General features: G+C 43.2%; 17 protein-coding genes. All 17 read right to left on the bottom strand.

Features of this window, described 5'->3' with window-relative positions; all coding sequences use genetic code 11:
• Nucleotide 1 precedes the first annotated feature (1 nt).
• On the bottom strand, nucleotides 2–2,347 hold the full coding sequence (locus QFZ80_RS11285; RefSeq protein WP_373460054.1) for an ABC transporter permease: 2,346 nt from the start codon (nucleotides 2,345–2,347) through the stop codon (nucleotides 2–4).
• Nucleotides 2,301–2,903, bottom strand: a complete 603-nt coding sequence (locus QFZ80_RS11280; RefSeq protein WP_307558919.1) for a hypothetical protein — start codon at nucleotides 2,901–2,903, stop codon at nucleotides 2,301–2,303. The genes QFZ80_RS11285 and QFZ80_RS11280 overlap by 47 nt, the downstream gene beginning before the upstream one ends.
• Before the next feature lie 12 nt (nucleotides 2,904–2,915).
• The gene (locus tag QFZ80_RS11275) at nucleotides 2,916–3,959 is read right to left on the bottom strand and encodes an efflux RND transporter periplasmic adaptor subunit (protein ID WP_373460394.1); all 1,044 of its coding nucleotides are present in this window, start codon (nucleotides 3,957–3,959) and stop codon (nucleotides 2,916–2,918) included.
• A complete protein-coding gene (locus QFZ80_RS11270) occupies nucleotides 3,934–4,641 on the bottom strand; it encodes an ABC transporter ATP-binding protein (protein WP_307558916.1) in 708 nt (235 codons plus the stop codon). Before QFZ80_RS11270 ends, QFZ80_RS11275 begins: the two co-directional genes overlap by 26 nt.
• A 220-nt stretch (nucleotides 4,642–4,861) precedes the next feature.
• Nucleotides 4,862–5,347: a hypothetical protein gene (locus tag QFZ80_RS11265; protein ID WP_307558914.1), complete on the bottom strand. Its 486-nt coding sequence runs from the start codon at nucleotides 5,345–5,347 to the stop codon at nucleotides 4,862–4,864.
• Nucleotides 5,348–5,426: 79 nt separating this feature from the next.
• Nucleotides 5,427–6,788, bottom strand: a complete 1,362-nt coding sequence (locus QFZ80_RS11260; RefSeq protein ID WP_307558911.1) for an S-layer homology domain-containing protein — start codon at nucleotides 6,786–6,788, stop codon at nucleotides 5,427–5,429.
• A gap of 196 nt (nucleotides 6,789–6,984) precedes the next feature.
• Nucleotides 6,985–8,328 (bottom strand): ABC transporter substrate-binding protein, encoded by a 1,344-nt coding sequence (locus QFZ80_RS11255; protein WP_307558909.1) that lies wholly within the window; start codon nucleotides 8,326–8,328, stop codon nucleotides 6,985–6,987.
• Between the two features lie 56 nt (nucleotides 8,329–8,384).
• On the bottom strand, nucleotides 8,385–9,386 hold the full coding sequence (locus QFZ80_RS11250; protein WP_307558907.1) for a hypothetical protein: 1,002 nt from the start codon (nucleotides 9,384–9,386) through the stop codon (nucleotides 8,385–8,387).
• A gap of 359 nt (nucleotides 9,387–9,745) precedes the next feature.
• Entirely contained in the window at nucleotides 9,746–11,077 is a 1,332-nt protein-coding gene (locus QFZ80_RS11245; RefSeq protein ID WP_307558905.1) for an ABC transporter substrate-binding protein, read from the bottom strand.
• Between the two features lie 195 nt (nucleotides 11,078–11,272).
• Complete coding sequence (locus tag QFZ80_RS11240) at nucleotides 11,273–13,423, bottom strand: COG1470 family protein (protein ID WP_307558903.1); 2,151 nt, start codon at nucleotides 13,421–13,423, stop codon at nucleotides 11,273–11,275.
• Nucleotides 13,424–13,526: 103 nt separating this feature from the next.
• Nucleotides 13,527–14,255 carry a hypothetical protein gene (locus QFZ80_RS11235; RefSeq protein ID WP_307546661.1) on the bottom strand — a complete coding sequence of 243 codons (729 nt, stop codon included), beginning with the start codon at nucleotides 14,253–14,255 and terminating at the stop codon, nucleotides 13,527–13,529.
• A gap of 25 nt (nucleotides 14,256–14,280) precedes the next feature.
• Nucleotides 14,281–15,018, bottom strand: coding sequence for a hypothetical protein (locus tag QFZ80_RS11230; protein WP_307558901.1), 738 nt, complete (start codon nucleotides 15,016–15,018; stop codon nucleotides 14,281–14,283).
• Between the two features lie 42 nt (nucleotides 15,019–15,060).
• On the bottom strand, nucleotides 15,061–15,777 hold the full coding sequence (locus tag QFZ80_RS11225) for a hypothetical protein (protein WP_307546666.1): 717 nt from the start codon (nucleotides 15,775–15,777) through the stop codon (nucleotides 15,061–15,063).
• Between the two features lie 28 nt (nucleotides 15,778–15,805).
• A complete protein-coding gene (locus QFZ80_RS11220; RefSeq protein WP_307546668.1) occupies nucleotides 15,806–16,762 on the bottom strand; it encodes a carbohydrate ABC transporter permease in 957 nt (318 codons plus the stop codon).
• Between the two features lie 38 nt (nucleotides 16,763–16,800).
• Complete coding sequence (locus QFZ80_RS11215) at nucleotides 16,801–17,667, bottom strand: carbohydrate ABC transporter permease (protein WP_307558899.1); 867 nt, start codon at nucleotides 17,665–17,667, stop codon at nucleotides 16,801–16,803.
• Nucleotides 17,664–19,943, bottom strand: coding sequence for a DUF5696 domain-containing protein (locus tag QFZ80_RS11210; RefSeq protein ID WP_307558897.1), 2,280 nt, complete (start codon nucleotides 19,941–19,943; stop codon nucleotides 17,664–17,666). The genes QFZ80_RS11215 and QFZ80_RS11210 overlap by 4 nt, the downstream gene beginning before the upstream one ends.
• The gene (locus QFZ80_RS11205) at nucleotides 19,940–22,060 is read right to left on the bottom strand and encodes a YIP1 family protein (RefSeq protein ID WP_307558894.1); all 2,121 of its coding nucleotides are present in this window, start codon (nucleotides 22,058–22,060) and stop codon (nucleotides 19,940–19,942) included. Before QFZ80_RS11205 ends, QFZ80_RS11210 begins: the two co-directional genes overlap by 4 nt.
• Nucleotides 22,061–22,087 lie beyond the last annotated feature (27 nt).

Genomic DNA, 22,087 nt, shown 5'->3' with positions numbered 1-22,087 from the left:
ACTAATCCTCCCCCAACTTAACAGCTTGATGAATTCGAATACGTGATACGAAAGACCCAAGTACTCCTAATCCGATCGCGATCATCATCGTAACGATCCAATACAGACGAACTTGATCACGAGGATCAAATGTTACTTCGAATGGAGGTACCTGTGTTTTGGGATCGAATGACAATTCAAATAAGGGTACGAACAAATGACTCGTCACGTTTCCCGTCAGAATTCCAATAAAGATGGCCGCACCGGAGATCAAGATTTGCTCACCAACAAGCATCAGTATCAACTGGAAAAAGGAAATGCCCATCGCTCTCAAAATGCCGAACTGAAGCGTTCGAGCGAATATGGATAGAACCCAATATAACAGGAAGCCAAAAAAGCAAATGAAGATCGATATCAGAAAACCAAGCGTCATCACACCATTAATGGCCATCTGGAAGGGATCCTTGATCGACTTAATCTGTTCCTGTTTGGCATCCCTCAAAGACTCTATCTCATAGCCATGATCGACGATTGCTTGATAAACCGCTTGACTGCTTGCCTCTGGTTTCAGCTTCAACCAAACCTCATACGGCTCCAGCGCAAGATTGTTTTGAATATATGGAAGTTGGCCAATCACAAGATTTGGCTTCTTTATTTTCGTAGTGGAACCCTGCTTCGTTGTGGTTGTCACTGTATCATTGACCCCTGGGTTTGGATTCCAAGACGGCCAATAATCAATCACCCCATACACAGTAAATTGTGCTCCTTCTACACCTTCCCAGCCTACAGTCATCGTGTCGCCAGGTTTCAGACTATATTCTTCGGCCATCGATTTCGATATTAAAACAGCAGATGGATTGCGTGCGATCAAGTTTAAGTATTCATTGATATGATGGTCAAGTAATCTATCGCGCATCCAAGCGGTTTCACCAAATTGTTTACTTTCTATTCCCATAAGTTGTATATTCTCAGTTGTCTTTCCCCGAATGTAAATCGCATCCTTTTTATTAAACACTTTTGCAGCGTGTTCCACACCATTCAGCTGCGTAAAAGGCAGGAATGACGGCTCTGTATATTGTGTCTTTTGTGGAGCATCGGAATCAGCTTGGGAATCAGTATCTTCCTCTTCAGACTCTTCCATTAAACCTGTCAAGATAGCCGGAGGAGCGTCATTCTCCCAACGGATTTGCGTCGTGATATCGGCGCCCGCGGAGTATAGGATTTTATCGGCCGTATTCTTGTTGATGGTACGGGTTGCACTGGCACTGAATAAGCCTGTGGCAATTGTAATAATCAGAAAAACCATAATAAATTGGTATTGAATGGTCGAACGGCTGACTTGTATTAATGTGCTGTACAGGGAAGGTGGCCACCAGCGTCTGCCAACTTTAAACACCAAACGCATAAACCAAGGGTAAAATCGAAGAATGAGCAGACCCATACCCAATATAAAAAGTGCTGGAATGAGAAACAGCAGCGGATCTACCTTTAAATCGCCGGATTTTAAGCCAAGCGACAGGAGCTCCTTAATTCGCGTTTTATAATTATTCAAGCCGTAAAGGGCTACCCCAATCAATATCACATCGATGAAATATTTATGCCAAAAAGAGCTTTTCTCCTGTCTTGCCGACTGCTGTTTTTGCCCGACAATCGTAACCCTCATAGCAAGAAAAACCGGAATCAGCGTCATCACAAGTGAACTTGCGACAGCAATTAACCCATACAGGAAAGCATCCCGATTCAGTTCAACCTCAAGCTTAGCCCGCTGGACAAATTCAAGAAACCCGCTAGACGCACCTAATAGTTTAGTCAAAAAGGCACCGAAATACGGTCCGATGAAGAAAGCAATTGCACCGAGTACTAAGCCCTCCACAACATAACTGAAAATGATTTGCAAACGACTAGCTCCACGACTGCGTAATACGGCGATTTCCGTTTTCTGGCGTTCCGTGATCAAGTTTGCAACCATGTACAAGTAAAAGGCGAGCATGAGCATAACAGGCACATTTAACGACCAAAGCATGAGCCTTAGATTGGCTTCTTTAACGTAATAAGCGCCCAGAGTTTGTAAGGCAGGAGCATTCATATTGTGAGTTTCGTAACGTTTATCCATATGGGCCGTGATCGTACGATGAGCATCAATGAAATCGTTCGTGGATACCAGCGACATTTTGCTATAATCAAGGGCCAAATACCAATAGCTAGACTGAATATTTAGCTTGCTGCCTGCAGTGAACTCTTTTTCAAATAAATCAAAATGGATCAGAAAGCTGTTTTTATAGCTGCTTGGGATGTTATACCAGAATAGATCCGTGTAATCCTTACGATCGAATACACCTACTGGCTTGACGTAAACCGGTTGCTTCATATTCTCCATCTTGGATTGTAAAAACGGTATTCAACACCATGCCAAGTTCTGTCAAAGCTTCTTTTACTACAAGCGCTTCATATACCCCATTAATAGGTTCTTTCTCAGGCAGACGCCCGTCTAATAGCCGGATGTGTCCCTCCATGCCATCAATGGCAGACAAATCCGCCGACCGCTGTCTGTTGATATCGACTTTGTCTGGTTCGGCCGGAGCAAGTCCGTACCGTTGCGTTGACCTCTCACGGACGAGTTGCTGGATAGGGAGGCCAAAGCTATGGCTGGCTTTGTTCAGAAATTCATCGGTTTCAGAAATTTTTTCGTTCTTTTGCTTATCTTCTGGAACCAAATTTGCTGATAACCAATAGATGCCGGGATACTGACTGCTAGAGGTTTGCAATTGCTGCAGCTCCTGAATCAGTAATCTTTGCAAGATCGCGTTTGTATATATCGGCATCGTGCTCGTTAGAGCCACAGATAACACCAATCCGAATAGCAGGCTAAGCTCCAGCCATTTATTATTGATCATTTTGCGCAAGATCATGATAAATAATGCCAATCTCTTAACCTCCTAATTATTCAAAATAATCTTCTGCCCTTCGGTAATACCTTTCCGTATTTCCACTTCCCTTGCCGCAACGATCCCTTTCTCCACATCGATCTCTTTTCTGCTTTCTCCTTCCATAACCTGTACATAGTCGCGCCCCATGTAGCTGCGCAGCCCGGCTCTAGGGATGACCAGCACATTCTCTCTCTTTTCCGTCACAATGGTGATATCTGCTTGGGTACCAATCGTCACTTCTGCCGGCAGTCCCTGCACGTTGATAAAGAGTGACTTCGAATTCCTATCCTGCACCGTTTTATTATCGCTGATCGGAGCGGTCATTGGCGTTTGAACGACCTTCCCTACATACGTCTTGTCTTTTATTTTCACATTGACATCCATGTTTATTTCCACACCAACTACATCGTTTTGACTAGAGGCCGTATAAACTAATTTCATCTTATTCGGGTCTGAGATCGTCACCAGCTGTTTATAAGCCGATACTTGATCACCCAGTTTCATCGGTTCAATATATGTTACAATACCGTCGACCGTTGCCACGAGAGTTGTTCTCTCCAATTGGCTCCGAAGCGATTTCAACTGAATTTGAGCGCTTTCATAATCGAGCATTTTCAAACGAACCGCAGGATCATCGCCACCCTTATCGGCTATTTCTTGTGCCATTGAAATTTTAATCTTTTCGAGCGTAATTTCTTGCAAACGAATTTTCGTTTCAAGATCGCCTGTTTCCGTTGAAGCTACCACATCACCTGCATGTACTTTATCTCCCAATTTCACATTCATTGACGTCAATCTGCCGCCAGATTCTTTATAAAACAAGTAATCCATTTGATCCGATGCAAACGTCGCGACTCCCGTAATTTGCTTGGCGATATTGGCGTTTTTCACCTCAAAAAGCGTTAAGGATTCTGTGAGAGGTTGAACAAGCGGCGGTTTCAATTCTGGTTCTTCAATCGGCAGCAAAGAGCAGCCTGCCAAGGTACCAGCCATACACCATATTCCAAGCATCGGGAACAGGATTTTGCTAAGCTTCTTCGACAATTTGACCATCCTCCAATGTGTATACATGATCGGCTACGCTCATTATTGAGGGATCATGAGTCGTCATAATGATGGTCATCCCCTCGTGTTGAACCAAATCCTTGAATACTTTCATTACTTGAAGTCCCATCTTACTGTCCAGTTCCGCTGTCGGCTCGTCCGCCAAAATCAATAAAGGCTTATGAGCAATCGCTCTAGCAATAGCTACCCGCTGCTGCTCTCCACCGGACATCTCATAAGGACGATGTTTCATTCTGGTTTTCAACCCTACGAAATCAAGTGCCCTTTCCGTATAGTCCTTATAGTGCACAGAAGGAATGCCCGCAATGCGCAACCCGAACTCCACATTCTCATAAGCCGTCATTAATGGAACTAACGCAAAGGATTGGAAAATCAATCCCATGTGAACACGTCTCAGCTCGTTGCGTTTCTTTTCTGAGAATCCACTGATTTCAGCATTTTGAAAGTACACTTTGCCTTCCGTAGGCCTGTCAAGAGCACCCAACATATTCATTAACGTCGTTTTACCTGATCCAGACCGCCCTTTGAGAGCAACTAATTGATGTGAGGCGATCGATAGGTTGGCTCCTTTCAGAGCGTGAACGGCGGTAGAGCCGCGTCCGAACACCCTGGTAATACCTTCCGCCTGCATTAGAACTGTGGCGCTTTGCTGTTTTTGCTCGATCATCATGGATAGTCACACTCCTAAATCGCCGTTGCGTCTTATCATTCGAAGTTTTTGCAAACTTAACATTACTATGAAAACGTCAGCGAAGTTTAGGGGTTTCTTTTCATCTTTATAGGTTGTTTGCTCCAACATTAACGAGTGGAAACAGATTGAATTTCTGTGAAATAAAAAACAAAGAGGAAACAGGGTTGTTTCCTCTTTGCGAACGCTTTCAAACATTCAATTATTGAAAAACAATATTCTCAATTTTCGCTTCACCGTAACCATTATCCCATGCACTGACATCGACATTGAAATATAGGGGGCCAGAATATCCTCCTGGTAAATCGATAGCCGTTTCATACTCATAATCACTGCTGTCATTTTTCGTAATGTTGAACAAATCTCCTGCATATGTAGAGACTGTTACCGTGATATTAGCGTCTCTCTCCACATAATACGCCCAACCAAATGTAATTCGGGAAATGTTTTCAACATAAGTCTCACTTGTAGATATTCCCGAACAATTTTCTTTATCATTGTATCCTGCTACATTGGCATAGCCATCACCGACATTTGCTGAGGAATAACAATGGTTATAATTAGAATCACTGCTTGATATGGCATTAGTCCATTGTATCGTAGGGTTATTTTGCGCAAAAGCCGATTGAGTTAAGAAAAACAATGAACAGATAACTAACCTCATGCTAAAAAACTTTATCTGTTTCATTTTTACCACTCCTTATTAAATTATTATGTTGAAAAAAACTCCAGTCCATAAACTGGAGTTTTCATACAGCGAAAAGAAATTAACCGTTTTGCAATGTCCATAAAACGAGAGCATCCAAAAGCTTATATGTGTCCTCAGTAGTAATATCATGTTGCCCATTCCAAGAGAAATACGATATACGAGCTTTAACGGCATACCCGTTATCAGCTTTCGTGCCTTTATCATAATAATATATAGTACCCTTCGACTTGTCGCCGGGTATGGTAGCAATCACTTTTGCTTCCTTGCCCATAACACCGTAACCAACACCAAATTTGGGTCCAGCTTCTTTAAATACATCTACATTACCTGTTAACCCGCTCGCAACTTTATGCTTACTGTCTGCAATGCTTATAGACTTAATATTTAGAACCGTTGTATTTTCCTCTACTGAGGAAAGACCGAGATAATACATGCCGTGGTTTTTCACATATACGGTTGGAATCGCGACATCTTTCATGACTCCACCCTTAAGATACTTGGAATTCACGGTTTGACTGATATAGATCAAATCATATCCTTCCGTTTTATCGGCGGTGAATTTTCTATCAACAATATTGGTCACCCTAAAACCAAGAGCCTTCAAACGATCTTGAACAACAACATCATCCGGAGGTATGCTAGATGCGTCCCTTCCTACAAATAGTACTTTTTTTCCTTCTGCGGACACTTCACCGGAAGGTGTAACTGGATCAGTAGTCGGTGTGCCCGGCTCTGTCGTGCCATCCCCATCGAAGAGATTCTTCGCTTCAAAGCTTGCGAGCGCTAACATTTTTCTTGTAGCCGATTTCGTACCGCCAAATTTATCATCATCTTGGTTCGTCATGAGATTCTTTTCAAGCGCAAGCGCGACATATCCTTTTGCCCAAGCGTCCACAGTGTTGTCCGTAACAGGCGTAGCTTGTTTAGCGTCTTCCTCCAAACCAAGACCCCTTATGAGGAATGCGGCAAGCTCTTGCCGAGACACTGCACCGGATGGTTTGTAAGTTTTCCCTTCTGCATCATACCCGTTTGTTAGCCCTGCTTTCTTGAGCGCCTCAATATAGGGAAGTGCATAGGAATTTGCCGGATCGTCAGAGCGAACATCGGTAAATGTAGAGCTTGTAAGCGTTTCATCAATTGTTAATTTAAAAATAATGCCAGCCACTTTGGCGAACTGCGCGCGATTCATTTCGGCATCCAAACCGAAAGTATCTTCCGTCAATCCGTTAAAAACGCCACCTTTAATCAGCGAATCAAATTTGTCCTTCACATCTTGCGGCAGATCCTTCAAATCCTTGAAATCATCCACGGATTTAGTAGTAGAAGCTTGATTATCCGAAGCGGTATCGGCTGCAAAAGCAAGCGGAAGTAAAGATAATGACAAGAGAAGAACCATGAATAGCATTGTTATACGTTTCATACAGATCACCTTCCAATTTTAGATTTGCAAAGAGACGAGCTTGCAGTCAGTTAAGAAAAAATCAGGTATTATTTTACACGACTAACATATACACCTCCTCAGCAAAGGCATCGTTGCACTATCCTAACATTAATACGAAAAGATGAATCTATTATAGGGGCTTTTACTCATGTTTATAGGTCTTTAATAGGTTTGATTATTTCTTTACAGCTTTATCGAGTGCAGCCTGTTCAGCTTTCTTTGTTTCGATTCCTTTCGTCGATTGTTCTTCAATCATGCGTAGTGCCGTTACAGAGTCTTTCGACTCTTTGAAAATCAACGGGCCGAATACATTCTGCATCGGAACGTCATACCAGGCTAAACCTGCTGCGCGTGCTGCCGGAGGCATAGCAGTTTTGCCATGGAAAATAGCTTTCGTGTTCTTACCTCGCATTTGAGTTAAATTTTGTCCGAACGCTTCTTGGACAGCTTTGCTTTCCAAAGGCACGATTACACCTTCTTTTGCCAAATCGACTTGATGCTCTTCGGAGAGAATTGCGGCCATAACCTGAAAAGCTTGATCCTTTTTCGTCGATTGTTTCGTAATGTACATGGCATATAGGTTTGGTTGATACCTCGTATCCGGAACATCGCTAAATGAAGGTACCGACACGACATCGAAGTTCAAGTTTTTGTTTTGTTCATGAAACGAAACAATATGGTCCACCGTTGCCACAGCCATGGCAATATTTCCTTTTGTAGCAAAAGTTTCGACGGTATCAAACTGATTGGCGGGAATATCATAGAAACGTCTCAAGTTGTCGACAATCTTTTTCCACTCCGGTGTGTTCAAGCTTGCCTTGTCTTCCGTTTGGCTAAGCGGCGAAACAGAAAGCTGATTATAGTTCATATAATGGCCTGGGTTTTGAGAAAACCCTTTATATGTGATTTCGCCTTCCACACGGGTCAGCCTTTTGGCCAATTCGTATGCTTCGTCGTAGGTCATGCCATCCTTCGGATAGTCGACGCCGAATTTGTCAAAAATGTCTTTGTTATAGAATAGAACGAAATCGTTATTATTGAATGGTAAACCGTATATCTTCCCATCCGGCGTCATATTTCTCATCTGAGCCATGTGGGCCGGATTTAATTGATTTGTATCGAAGTTATACTTTTTGATCAAATCGCTGATGTCATACTGAAGATCGTTATCGATAATATATCTATGCGCATTCATACGGGTGTTATCAAGGATAATGTCCGGGATCGTGCCGGCCGCAATCAAGTCCTGATATTGTCTGCCCGGATTATCCCAGTGCACATGCTTAATCGTCATATCTGGAAATTTCTTTTTAAGAAATTGGCCGATTTGTTTGTCGAAATTTTCTTCTTTTGCATAAAAAGATGGCCAAACCGTGTAAATAAACAATTCATTTTCAGGTGACTTGTTTATCGGTTTGTTGGCTTCAGCAACAGGAGCGGAGTCTGGACCTTTCTCGCATCCTGCCAACAGTGTGAGCAATGAAACGATAAAAAAAGTACTCTTTACATATTTTTTCACGGTGTTTAGTACCTCCAATGAAGAATAATTGTCCTATTCGATTGCTTCTACAACTATTAGCCGTTTTGCAAAGTCCATAGAACGATATTGTCCCAAAGCTTCCACCCTGCGTCAGTTGAATTATCCTGCATTCCATTGCTCCAATAGTAGAACGATAACCGAGCTTTAGTCGTGTATCCGTTATCGGCTTTCGAGCCTTTATCGTAATAATAGAGTGCAGCTTTCGTCTTATCTCCCGGGATCGTTGCAATCACTTTCGCTTCCTTGCCCACTATTCCGAAACTAACACCGTAACCCGTGTCAGCTTCTTTAAACACGTCCACTGTGCCTGATAATCCACCGGCAACTTTATGCTTGCTATCAACGATGTCGATCGATTTTATTTTTTTAACCGTAGCTCCTTCCTCGAGCGAGGATAGGCCCAGATAGAACATACCGTGGCTTTTCACATAGACGGTTGGAATCGCGACATCTTTCATGACGCCACCCTTCAAAAACTTAGAGTTCACCGTTTGACTGAAATACAGCAAATCATAACCTTTGGTTTCATCGGCAGTAAAATCTTTATCGCCAAGCTTAGTAACAATGAAGCCCATACCCTTCAAACGATCGGCTATTGCAACATCTTCCGCAGGCACAGGAACTTGTTCCCGCCCAACAAAGAGCACTTTTTTCCCTTTAGGTGATATTTCGGGCTGCGGCGTTGGCTCGGGTTTGGCCGCAGCTGGTGAAGGCGCCACTGTAGCTTTCGGAGAATCCTTAGGTACAGTCGTTGCCGAAGCCTTGGATGAATCTGTAGCTGCAGGCGTTACTGATGCTTTAGAAGATTCCGTAGGTGCAGGCGTTACTGAAGCCATTGAAGTAGCCGTAGGCAGTGCAGAAGCCTTGGAAGATTCCGTAGGCGCTGCCGTTACTGTAGGCACTGGTGACATCGTAGGCGCGACCGATTCGGTGACTTTTGGCGAGACGCTCGCATCAGGATTTTCTTTGGATGACGAGCAGGCGATCATGGTCATTGTCATCAAAGCGATGACGAGCAGGATGAGAAAACGTTTCATTGAACTAATTCCCCCTAAATTCTTGATCTTGATACATTCGCTTTGGAAGGTGATTTTCACTTGGCGGCTTTCTCATATACAAACCTGGATGTTGCTGATAGCTCTTCTACATAGGTTCTGATTTGTAGCCTGCAATAACGGTGATTCGTCGCAATTAACAAGAGATTCTTCTTCATAGCTCGCCTCCATTATTCGCCATGTAAACGCTTCTATTTTTATTAAAAAATGAAGCGAGTACCGGCAACTTCGTTTGGCACTCTTTTATATCCTTACTTTATTACTAATTTATTGCGCTTACATTAGGGGGGTAGTTCTATTTTATAGGTTGTTTGTTGCATCTTTCCGTACCGTGGTAAACTCTATTGATGTTGACTAGTTCCGCCATCCTTCTGAATCACTTTCGTTTCTTCTATTGCTTTGTTCATGGCATCATTGGTCATACGCAGTGCCGTTTGGCTATCTTTGGATTCTTCCGCAATTAAATTCCACACCATATCCGTATTCGAGTCTATGAAGGTCAAACCGGGTTTACGAAGAGCAGGCTTAGCACTATTTAAATAAAAGAGCGACTGGAGATGCTTTCCTTTCCACTCCTGAATACCTTGCCCGAATACCTGTTGAACCGCAGGGTCTATTAGAGGAGAAATGATTCCTTGTTTGGATTGTTCAATTTGAATCTCTGTCGACAGAAGATAAGCAATGACCTGAAACGCCAGATCCTTCTTTTTGGATTGATTCGTTATAAACATGCCGTTCGTGTTGGGCTGAAATTTGGACTTAGGCGCCTCCGGAAAAACTGGAACGGAAGAAACATCGAAGTTTAAGCTTTTGTTCTCGTTAACCAATCTCACCGCATTTTCCAAGGAGTCCACAATCATCGCAATATTCCCCTTAGAAAAGGCATTCGTTTTGACTAACTGATTGCCGGGAATATCATAGAATCTCCTAATATTGTCTACACTCTTCACCCATTTATCTGATACCATGGAAGCCTTGTCTTCGTTGGGGTCGAGTCCAGGTTCCGATAGCTGGTTAAACTTCAAATAATGGGCAGGATTCATCTGAAAACCTTTATAGGTGATTTCTCCCTCTTGACGCGTCAACTTTTTGGCCATCTCATAAGTTTCATCCCAAGTCATGCCATCCTTCGGATATTCCACACCAAACTTGTCAAATATATCTTTGTTATAAAACAGCACCCACTCGTTCGAATTAAAGGGCAGCGAATACAGTTTTCCATCCGATGTATTAATGGAATGCTGCATGTCTGCCGGGTTCAGTTTGTTGGTATCAAAATTGTATTTTTTGATCAAATCGGTCATGTCATATTGCATATCAAATCTTCGAACCTGTCTGTATGTGTTGCGGCGTACTTCATCAAATACAATGTCGGGAATAGTGCCCGCTGCAATCAAGTCCTCATACCGTCTGCCCGGATTATCCCAATGAATATGCTTGACTTTAATATCCGGGAACTTCTTCTTGATATATTGGCCAATCTGCTTTTCAAATATTTCTTCCTTGACGTAAAACGCAGGCCAGGCCGTGTAGATGAACAATTCATTCTCCGGTGATTCCGTTGTTTTGGCGACTGCCGGAGTTTGCTCAGAACTTACAGACTCTGACTCGCAACCCGCCATGACTAAACATGCCAACGCAATCAATAAGGATGACAAAAGATACTTTTTCATTCTTCATTAAACCTCCTTTATGATTTTCGCTTTACACGGAAGCGCTTTCTAAACAACTTTATTAAAAATGAATTGTGCTTTCATTAGGGGATAGTTTCTTTTTATAGGTTGTTTGTTGCATCTTGCCATATATTCCCGTCATACGGTGTTTTGCAAAAAAAGCAAAGGCTGAGTGCCTTCGCTTCGATAAATAAACTAGTCCGTTGTAATAAACCAATCAGCTTTCTCTGACGCCAGCAGCTTTCTTTGACCTTGGAACTCGTCATAAATACTGAGCGTATATTTCTCGAGGAATTTAGTGTTATAAATGAGTCCCGGGTCTGGGATCGTGATTTGAAAATTCTCTCTCTTGCCAAGTCGAATCTTCGTATCTTCATCCGCTGTGGAGTCTCCATTTATAACGTCAAAGTCTTTGAAATCAAATTTTTTCTCAAAGCGTTTCATCCCGCCGCCATCTTCAAAAACAAGCAGCAAGTTATGGCCTTCGGTATTAATTTCTGTTAGTTTTTCCTTTGTTAACTCGTAGTTGAACTTTAAAGTAAATACTTTATCCTCAATCTTCGTACCAATTTTATCAACCGTTATCGTATACGGGAATAATTCGACATTCTTAAGCGTTGTGGCTACGTTAGTCTTCTCAGCCGGCAGCCAGTAAGCAACTGGGTTCACATAGGAATCAGCAACGGCTTTCTCACCTTCCGATAGCTTGCCTTCGGTGACTGCTTCTCCAAGAAGTAAGTTCATATTTGAAGTAGAGTAGCCTCTTGGTACTGAAGCCCATACATTTAGCAGTGCTTTTCCTGATGGACTAATCTTATTCTTCACTTCTGCAACCGAGGCCGGGAATACCGTACCGTCAGGTGAACGAAAATTGGCGAATAGCTTGGAAACATTAGTGAATCGCTTCTCCAAATTCGTTACCTCAACCATGGCCGAGTACATGATATTCGTTTTGTCCTCATAGGTGGACACACTGTGAATCACATACTTTGCCTTACGCCCTACATCATTGACTGAGTAAGACTGGCCCAAACCGATGAAAGGAATCGCCTGAAGCTCTGACTGTGTGGAGAATTCCAAAACATCCGTAGCTGTGGCACCGCCGTTATCCGTTTCTGAAGCTGGCGCTTCAGCATCATTTTCTTGCAGAACTAACTTCACGTGAGAAAACTCATACGTATACGGCACTTTGCCCGCAATTTGCAGATTGACGCTTGCTCCTGCTCCCAATCCAATCACTTTAGCTGTCTGAATAAGCTTAGCATCGATTTTGACAGCATCATCAAGCAGGAAATATCCGGATAACTTTGGGATAGGCAATGACTCTTCACCTTTATTACTTAGTGTCAAATCGGCCGTCAATATGTCTTGATCTTCCCAAGGCAGTCGATAAAGTCCACCCAGTTGAGTGGTATAAACACCCGATTTACTTGTGAAGGAATACTCTTTTCCAATTGATCCGCCTTCCTGAGACGTAACTGCTGGCAGCCCAAAATTCGCGACGGATACATTTAACTTCAGGTCTGAAATGGTTTCCGCTACGGATAACTGCCAAGAATCCGCGGCAACCGTCACCGGAATGGAACCAGAGAGCTGAATCTCCTTGCTCTCCTTCGGATTGATCTTTAACTCTTTCAGTCCCTTAGCTTCAAGCGGATAAAGCAGCCCCTCTGGCGTGCGAATCGAGAAGAGGTACGCAGGAATGGCAACTGTTTGACTGCCAGCATTTTCTAAAGTCACATACACATTTGGAACGTGATATTTTTCGTTCTTATTGCTGACGAACTTCTTAATAGAAGCATTTACTTGGACACCGCCTACTGAAATGGCTGCAGCACCATCTGGGGGCGTTATATCTGTATAATCATCTGGTACCGCGATTTCTCCAAGTACCCTTTCAAAATTTGATTGACCAAAATCCCATTTGATAAATTGGACAACGAGATCTTGCAATTTCGTGCTGGGGTTAACAGTCGCATAGAATGTTAAATCTGTCGTTGAACCAGGAGCAACCCGGTTCTTATCTTTATCAGCAGGCAGTAAACGCGCTGTAAATTGATTACCGGATTTGCTATTCAACCGAGCCCAATAATCAATAAATTGCAACTCGCTGCTTCCTTCGTTGTGAATGGTAATGGTAAATGTCGCTAGATTCCCACTTTGATTAGGTAAAACATGAATCTGTTTCAACTCAAAATAACTGCTTCCAGTTATCGGTACCCTACCTACCGCCAACGAAATTTCGATTTGATTGCCATCTGCCCAAACAGGTGTGATGGCTCCCAAAGCCAATGTGGCAGACAAGGCAATGGTTGCTAAGTGATTGTAGCGGAACTTGATGTTCATAGTTATACGACCTCCTTCAGATTTGTGACTGTAAAGCGCACCAACGAAAAGGCCCTCCTGAACGGAGAAGCCTAAAGAATTTGTTCCTTTTCGTAAAGGAGTATCACTTGCTTCCGATTGCCCATTTTACGGCTGCATCGAAGAGCTTCCAGCCATCGTCGGTCTGGTTGATTTCTTCTCCATTTACCAAATAAAAGTACACTTGACGTGCCGGTACAGATTCGTTATTTAAGTTTTTGACGCCCTTCTCAAACGCGCAAATGACGGCTCTTTGGTCATCATCGGGAGCTGAGGCAACAATGACTCCCTCCGTGCTTGGCACGACGAAACCGATCTTCCCGTCTAGCTTATAGACATCCACATTGCCTTTTAACCCAGCTGCCATCGGATGATTGCCGGCTTTAATCGTAACCGTTTTACCGGAGAAATCGCCATTATCCGTGTCCGTCGATTTACCCGACAAAGCCACATCACCTATATTTTGAGATTCAGCATATATGACGGGTATCGGTGAAGCAATTAACTTGTTGCTAACTCGACCGGAGTTGACAGTTGAACTGACAAATACCAAAGCATATTTCAGCGCTTCGGCGGCAGTAAGCTCTTTGTCCGAAGTCACTGCAACTTCAAATCCGAGTGCTTTCAAATGTTTAATTGTAATGGCATCTCCACCGCTCTCCCTACCGACAAAGAGCGCTTTCTTACTTTTTCCAGATACTTTCGGAGTATTCCCACCCTGACTCGCATCAGGATTACCCTGTGTTGTTGCTGTGCAAGCCGTAGCGAAAATCATGATCATCGCAATAATGAGAAGGCTCAAAAATCGCTTCATGAAATATCCTCCTTAGCAGTACATGCTATTTTTTCCCAACGGTCCAACGAACGGCTGCATCGAAAAGTTTCCAGCCACTTTCAGTTTGATTAATCTCTTCACCATTGAACAAATAGAAGAACACTTCGCGCGCGAGTACAGGTTGGTCCTTTGCATTTTTCACGCCTTTTTCATAGGCAAAAATGGTCGCTTTTTGATCATCGTTCGGTACCGTAGCCACAACAATCGCCTCGGAGCCAGGGGTAGCATATCCCATTTTCCCGTTATCTTTATAGACGTCCACCTGGTTCTGAAGCCCTGCTGCAAGTTGATGCTTACTGTCTTTGATTTGAATCGTCTTTGCCACGTTCCCTGCATCCAATTTACCGTATCCATCGGTAATCGTCATTCCTGTATCCGAGGTTGATTGAGGCTCGGCATAAATAACGGGTACGGCAGCCTTTACAAAATTGTCACGGATTTTACCGGAATTTACGGATTCGCTTACATAGATTAGCGTATATCCATTCGCTTTTTCAGGAGAAACTTCTTTGTCCGATATTACCGTGACTTCTAAGCCATGCACTTCTTTTAAGCGTTTGGAAACGATAGCATCTCCACCGCTGTCTCTTCCGACAAATAGAACTTTTTTCCCATTGCTCTGCGATTTGTTCGGAGCTGTCTGTTGATTGGACACGGAATCCATATTAACCGGTGCTGATGTACAAGCCATTAGTGCTAAAAACAGCATGAAGACAACGATCATGTTCAGTAAACGTTTCATAGACCAAATCCCCTTTACCAAAATAGTAGTAATGCTCAAAAATTACTTCTTTCCATTTTGTGAGGCCCATTGAATGGCGGCGTCAAATAGCTTCCACCCATTATCGGTCAAATTGGGCTCTTGACCGACCGGCAAGGAGAAAAACACCTGCCGCGCGGGTACGGGATCGCCCAATATGTTTTTCGCGCCCTTCTCATAGGCGAATAAGGTGTATTGTTTATTGTTGCCATTGACCGGATTCTCAGCGATAATCGTAGCTTCTTTACTCGGACTTTGGCTGTATGATAATTTCCCGTCTGCTTTATAAATTGCGAAGGTATCCTTTAATCCAGCCGCAATTGGATGCTTGCTGTCTATGATTAAATTAGTTCTTACTTCTGATGTTTCGCCAAAATTTGAAGCCCCTCCCATACCGATCATGCCCGCTACTTGAGTTTTGGATGAGACAACAGGCACAGTAGACTGTTTCAGCTTACTGTCGATATTGGAAGAGTTTACAGCAGAGCTTATATAGATTACTCCATATCCGTTCGCTTTTTCCACGGTGAAGTGAGCGTCAACAATATCAAAGACTGTGTATCCCTGCTTTTTTAAACGATTGATGATAAAATTCTCTCCGCCTCCTTCCTTAGCCCTTACAACAAGCACTTTTTTGGCATTTTCCGATGTCACCTGTGAATTTGCCGAATCCGTTGATGAACACGCAATAAGGGAAACCACCATGACGGCAACAATAAAAAAAGCAAGAAGTCGTTTCATTTCCATTATCCTCCAATTCTGAATGGTCCTATTCCACCAATCCAGTTCTTTCCACGCCCTCAACGAACCAGCGTTGCGTAAATGTATACAAAAGCATCGGCGGTATGATCATCATGAATGTTGTAGCCATTCTAATCGCTTCGTCATTAACCGACGGCCCGTATACTTCTGCTTGCTGTCTCAGCGCAGAGGCAATGCGTGATATCCCCATTGAGAGAGGCGCAGTTTCGATATCGGACAAATACATGCTTGGCAAATAGAAATCGTTCCAGGTCCAAACGAAGGAAAACAAAAATACGACGAGAATGGCAGGTTTGGCAAGCGGCATCATCACTTTGTAAAATATTTTAAAAACATTGGCCCCATCAATTCTGGCGGCTTCCTCCAGCTCCTTCGGTTGAGTGGAGAAAAATTGACGATAAATGATGACGAACAGCGCACCCTTTAAACCGAGGCCGAAAAATGCAGGCACAATAATGGGGTAAATCGTATTCAAAAGTCCTAGTTCTCTCGCATAAATGATGTTCGGCAAGATGGTAACCTGAATCGGTACAATAAATGTCAGCAGCAATAAAAAAAACATCAACCTCTTAAAAGGGAATTTCAATCTTGCAAAGGCATAACCGGTCACAGCACAGGATAACGTTTGCAATATGGCCACTGAAAGAGAGAGCGTCAAGCTGATGCCGAAAGCTTTCGGATATTTCAACCAAGCCCAAGCTTCCTGCAGGTTTCCAAGGTACAGCGTCCGTGGAAACCAGTTAACGGAAGGATCTAGCAAATCATCTGCGTTTTTGACCATAGTGGTTATCATATGGAGGATAGGCTTCAGATAAATGTAAGCCGTATCCAGCAATATTAAATAAATAAAAAATTTAAATAACATCCCTTTATCCGCTTCTCTGCCTATAATCGTATAGCGGGCTTTATTTAACCAAAGCAGAAACGATTGCGATTGCTCTTTCTTGATTTTTAATCCGATCATAGCTTCACCTCTACAATAAGTTTTTTGTTATTTAAATTTTAAACAGTCTCTCTTTGGGACTTTGTAACCCTGCTGAAGATGATGAAAATAATCGCCAGGAAGAAGCTGATAATAAGGAAATAAATCCATACAAGCGCGCTTTGCTGGCCATACTCACTTTCTCTAACCTTTGCCAATATGGGGTTAGTCGGGAAAGTAAATAAGTCAACTACTGTGTAGATCGTATTAAGGAAAATAAATGGTATCATAGCTGGCAGAGTAATTTTCCAGAACGTTTCCCAAGGACCGGCGCCGTCAATTCGCGCCGCTTCATAGGCCGAATTCGAAATGGTCTGCCTACCTCCCAGGAAGATTAAAATTTGTACCCCTGAATACCACAAGATCAATACGAACGAGTCGAGAATCTTGATTAGTGGATCTGACCATGTCGACGATAGATTGGCACTTATGAGGCCTGAAACATTGTACTTCGACATAAAGCCCAGGTTACCCTCACCTTGTGTCAGAAATTCCGCTACAACTTGACCTGTCGCTAAAATGACAGGAAGAAAGAATATCGCGCGGAAAAATGTTCGACCAACAAATTTTTGGTTCAGAATGATGGCAATCATCAAAGCAAATATGACGATAATAGGGATCATAAACAACGCTTGCCTAAGAAACGGCAATAAATCGTCGTACAAGAGTTTGCCATTCTCAAAAAGGATATATCGGTAATTGGTCCATGCAACGTACTCGGTTGTTGTTTTCGTTGCCGTTATCGTCACTTTTTGAAAGCTCATAAACAAAGAGAAGCCTATTGGGAATGCCATAAATACGATAAAACCAATAAACCAAGGGGCAATAAAGAGCGTACCTTCCAAATATTCGACTAGTGACGAGCTTAGTCTCCTCTTACGTTTCATCGGCTTGCCCCTCCTCGAATCACAACGAAGTTTTGTGCTGGAACGGCAAGATCTCCGCTGCGGTACGGCTCTAAATTATAGTTGACAATGACCCGTGTACCATTTTCGTAGGTTGTTTCCTTTACGCCCAGGGCTAGCGTCTTGTGATCGGCAATAAACTGATCCTGTACATCACCGAGCGCTTCGTTGTATCGCTTATACTGCTCTACGGCAAAAGTCTCCCAATAGGGATAATACGTGTTATAGTATCGTATGCCGAAAGAATTCACGTATTTTTTCGATTCCTCCCTTGTGAAAATAAAAGATGGCTCCGCGCCGTATTCAATATCACGCAAAAAGTCGTGTACGTCTTCTTGCCGGTTATTTACAAATTCCGATGAGTAGGAGACTAAACCGTGGGTAGCAATCTGAACAAAAGGAACGGCTTCATCTGTAAATAAATCGTAGGAATGATCGTAAACCAGCGTTTGAATATAATTCATATGAGGCAGTGCATAAAGATTTGAATATTTCCCTTCTACGCCACCTAATGATTCTTTTATCGTTTTTAAAATACGCTCCTGTACATCCCGAGCTTCATCTCTTGTCGAACCGAACCCCGAATTATAGTCACTGAACAATTTTTGTCCGAGTATGTTGACAGCAATTCCGTCAACACCCATCGCTTTATATTGATTCAGGTCTTTCTTAACCATCTCTTCTGCAAATTTATAGCTGACCGCTGGCGTTCGTTCTCTGTTATATAAAGCACTGACCTTTTGATTACGCCCGGCCAAATTGACGATGGCATGATATTTCTCATCAAAACCTGCCCCCCCCGTGTTGTTCAAGGCATATTCAGCCTCTAAATAAACTGGTAAACCGTAATTGTGGGCATTATCAATGAACGCTTTCATTCCTTTATCGCCACCGATACGGGAATCAACCGGAAACGTGTTCCCAAAGGCGCTGATGCCACCCTTCTGCCACCCTTTAAACGTAAGCGACATGTTGGTTATACCTTTGTCATGTAAAGAATTGACCATTTGAATGGCGTCGTCCGTCGTGGTCAAATTGAGGTATCGTGAGGTGACCAAGCCGTCTTCCTGATCCGCCCCGATGAAGTTTACGTGCATGGGTATATTGGGATTACTGACAGTGACGGGCTTAACCCCCTTTTCCTTCATCAGATATTGACGGTATGTTTGAGCCATTCCTACATAATCCGATTTTTGACTTTCTAACATGTAGTAACGTACGACACGGTCGCTGCCGAACAATTCGTCTCTGTTATAATCGATAAACCCCCATGAATCAGGGACATTCGTATTTCTGGTTGTAAACTGCAAGAAGCTCGAACGGAAATTCATTTGTGCGGTAACCCAATTATAGTCACTGAGTACTCCTGCGGGAGCAGCAACGATGTTCGTGTATTCGTCTCCGTCGTGAACGATGGCTACAAAACCTTTGGAACCCGTCTTCATACCGAATACCGGCATAACAATCTTGTTGCGATTGTTGCTAAGTCCCGCGAAGGTATGATCTTGACCGTACACAGCTTCATCATATATCTTGTTGACGTTCAGTTGATTATCTTTAAACCGCACCAACGCGCCAGCGCCGTCCGGTATGAACATATATCCGTCCTGCCCGGCGGCGGTATATTCGGCTCCGAAGAATGGAAACAGCCTGACCCAGACCAGACCCATGTTTGCTTCCTTGATACCTTCGCGTATAATCTTCGTCTCTACATAATCGTTTTCGATTTTAACCTGTATGGGGATGGTAAAGCCTGTGGCAGGCAGTTCATAAACCAATGAGAAGCCGCCGGGAATCATTTGTACCTCTTTGATCCGTCCTCCATCCGCAGCTAAGTTTGTTTCTTTTGCTTGCAGGATGTTTTTCGAGAAATCAACGTATTGAACCATCAACGGCGAGACCAAATGCTTTTTCCAAGTCTCGGAGATCTTTTCTTTAGCCCAAGATTCCGGATTTGGAAAAGAACGGTAGACGTTTCCGTTCCGTTTGTCTTCCACCGTAAAATGACCGGTGTTTTCATCCATTTTTAAACGCAGTGCCTCGGTTTCGGCGACTTTTTTAAAGTCATTCTCTTTAGGTATTTGGGAGTCAACGTTCTTCACAGAAGCTGTAGAACCTTGTACCGCCGCCGGTAAAGCCACACGATTTTCCGGAGCTTTGAACTCAATTTTGACATTAGCCACTACCAAGTAAACGGCGACCAAGAGCAGGATGGTAACGACTGCTGTGATTTTACCTTGTTTGTTTATCCTTATCATCTCAAGATCACCTCCTGATACATTTCATAGATTAATGAAACCAAATCACTAGATAGTCCGGCTGTAATAAAGAGGAGAACGCCAATGACCAACATGGTACAAAGCGTAAAAATGATGTTCAATGCGGTTTCTCCTACACTGTAATTATGAATACACTGAATTTTCCAGAATATCAATAAACCGATCCATATAATCATCCCTTGTGCCACATAATGGTAAATGCTTGACTCAGACATCGTCATGACGTTCGAAATGAAGGCAAGAGGAATGCCAATAACCAGATACGGTACGAGCGCATAGGCACTTCCGATAAAAATATCTCTAAACCTGCCCTCTCCTCGATAGATGGAGCTCACGAGATAATTCGCAATGACCCACGCAATCCATACGATGAAAAACTGCGTAAATATCGAATATATATCTACACTCGTCGATGCGTTAAAGGAAAAGCTAGTGACAAGTCCTTTGATCACCAGAGAAGCATACACGCCGAGTAAGATGAGAATCGCACTTAAATAGCTGCCTCTACCCTCATAACGGATGGCTATAAACCCATCGATTGGATGCTTCATCATGTAAAGTACATGTTTGCAATTCAGTAGAAAGTTGTTTCGTGTTCGCTGTCTATTGCGCCATTTTTCTCGAAACCGACTTTTTGAGGTCCATTTATTCATCAACATGTATAAAATTCCGCTGAATAAAATAAGGCTCGCAATCCAGGAGAAGTTATGTTGCAGCCACTTCATTCTGATTTGCCAAAAGGCGTCAGAGTACCCTTCCTGGTTCCCTGCCTCTTTAAACAGTTTTTTCGCTTCTGGATACTGTTCCTTTGTAAAAGCCGCTGCAGCCAATCCCATAATGGCCGGAGTAAATTGGGCATTCATACGGAGCACATCCTGCCACAATTTTTCACTGGCCTCATAATAACCCGCAAGAGTCTGTTGGTTCGCTTGGTCCACCTTTTGGCCAAACTCCGATAAACGGAACACTTGAACGATATTTTCCTGATCGTCCAAAACGAACAATTCATTCCTTGCATTCACATCGAGCGCCACAGGGCTCTTCAAGAGACCCACTTGAGACGATCCGACCGCTGAAGCACCACCCCAAAAGTACAACAAATTACCAGAAGCATCATAATGACTGATATATTTAAATTGCTGGTCCACCACGATCATGTTACCGCTTTGGTCAACGGCCACATCAATCAACTGCGGACCTGAGGTTATTGGCCCTATCGGAACATCCCCATTAACGACTTCCCCGAATGTTTTGTTGGAGCTGCGGAGTAAATTATTCCCTTTAATATTTAATTTCTTTAATTGGTCGCTTTTGGCCATACCACCAGTGACCGTATAAATATAACCGTTCTTATCCGTAGCGACACTGTTAATCGTCTCCGGTCTCTTTGCGACCTCATTGGCATACATTTTCTTGGGGTACAACATGCGCTTTAAAGCATCTAACGGAGATAGCGTCGTTTTGTTTGCGCCGAAAAAGCCCTGGAATTTACCTTTCGGGTCAAGCAGCACGATCCCTTCGTAACCGCCATGCACCGCAATATACAGAAACCCCCGTTCGTCTACCATCACCTTTGCCGGATCGAAGACAAATGTCGCTGGGATGTATCTGGATTCCGGTCGTTTGAATTCAATTTGCATCTTTCCATCTTTATCCAGCTTAAGCACTCTTTTGTTACCCGTATCTGCGATATAGATGTCTCCTTCTTTGGTGACAAATATACCTTCGGGTTTGTTTAACGGACTTTCTGGAAGTGTAATATAGCGCAGCAGTTGTCCCGTTTCCGTCATATGGACTATCCGGTTGTTGCCCGTATCAACGATGTAGACTTCGTTCTTTACATCTATAAAGATGTCTTTTGGATTTCGCAATGGTGAGGGCGTTTTAATGGTTGGCTGCTTAGGATCCGTTGTATACAGATCCTCTCCGATTACACCCAGTGGAAAGTAAGCCGGTTGAAGCCATATCTGATTATTATAACTATCCTTTGTGTAGGTAGAATATTTCACTTCGGCGTGCGTAGTTGCAGGCAACAGCGCGGTGCACAAGATGATCAAGGAAAGGAAAAGCCTCCACCTATGGCATCTTATTTTCATGCTCAAACCTCCATTTCTGTCTCTTCA

This window comes from Paenibacillus sp. V4I7 (assembly GCF_030817275.1).
Taxonomy (GTDB): Bacteria; Bacillota; Bacilli; order Paenibacillales; family NBRC-103111; genus Paenibacillus_E.
This window is presented reverse-complemented; position numbering and strand designations above follow the sequence as displayed.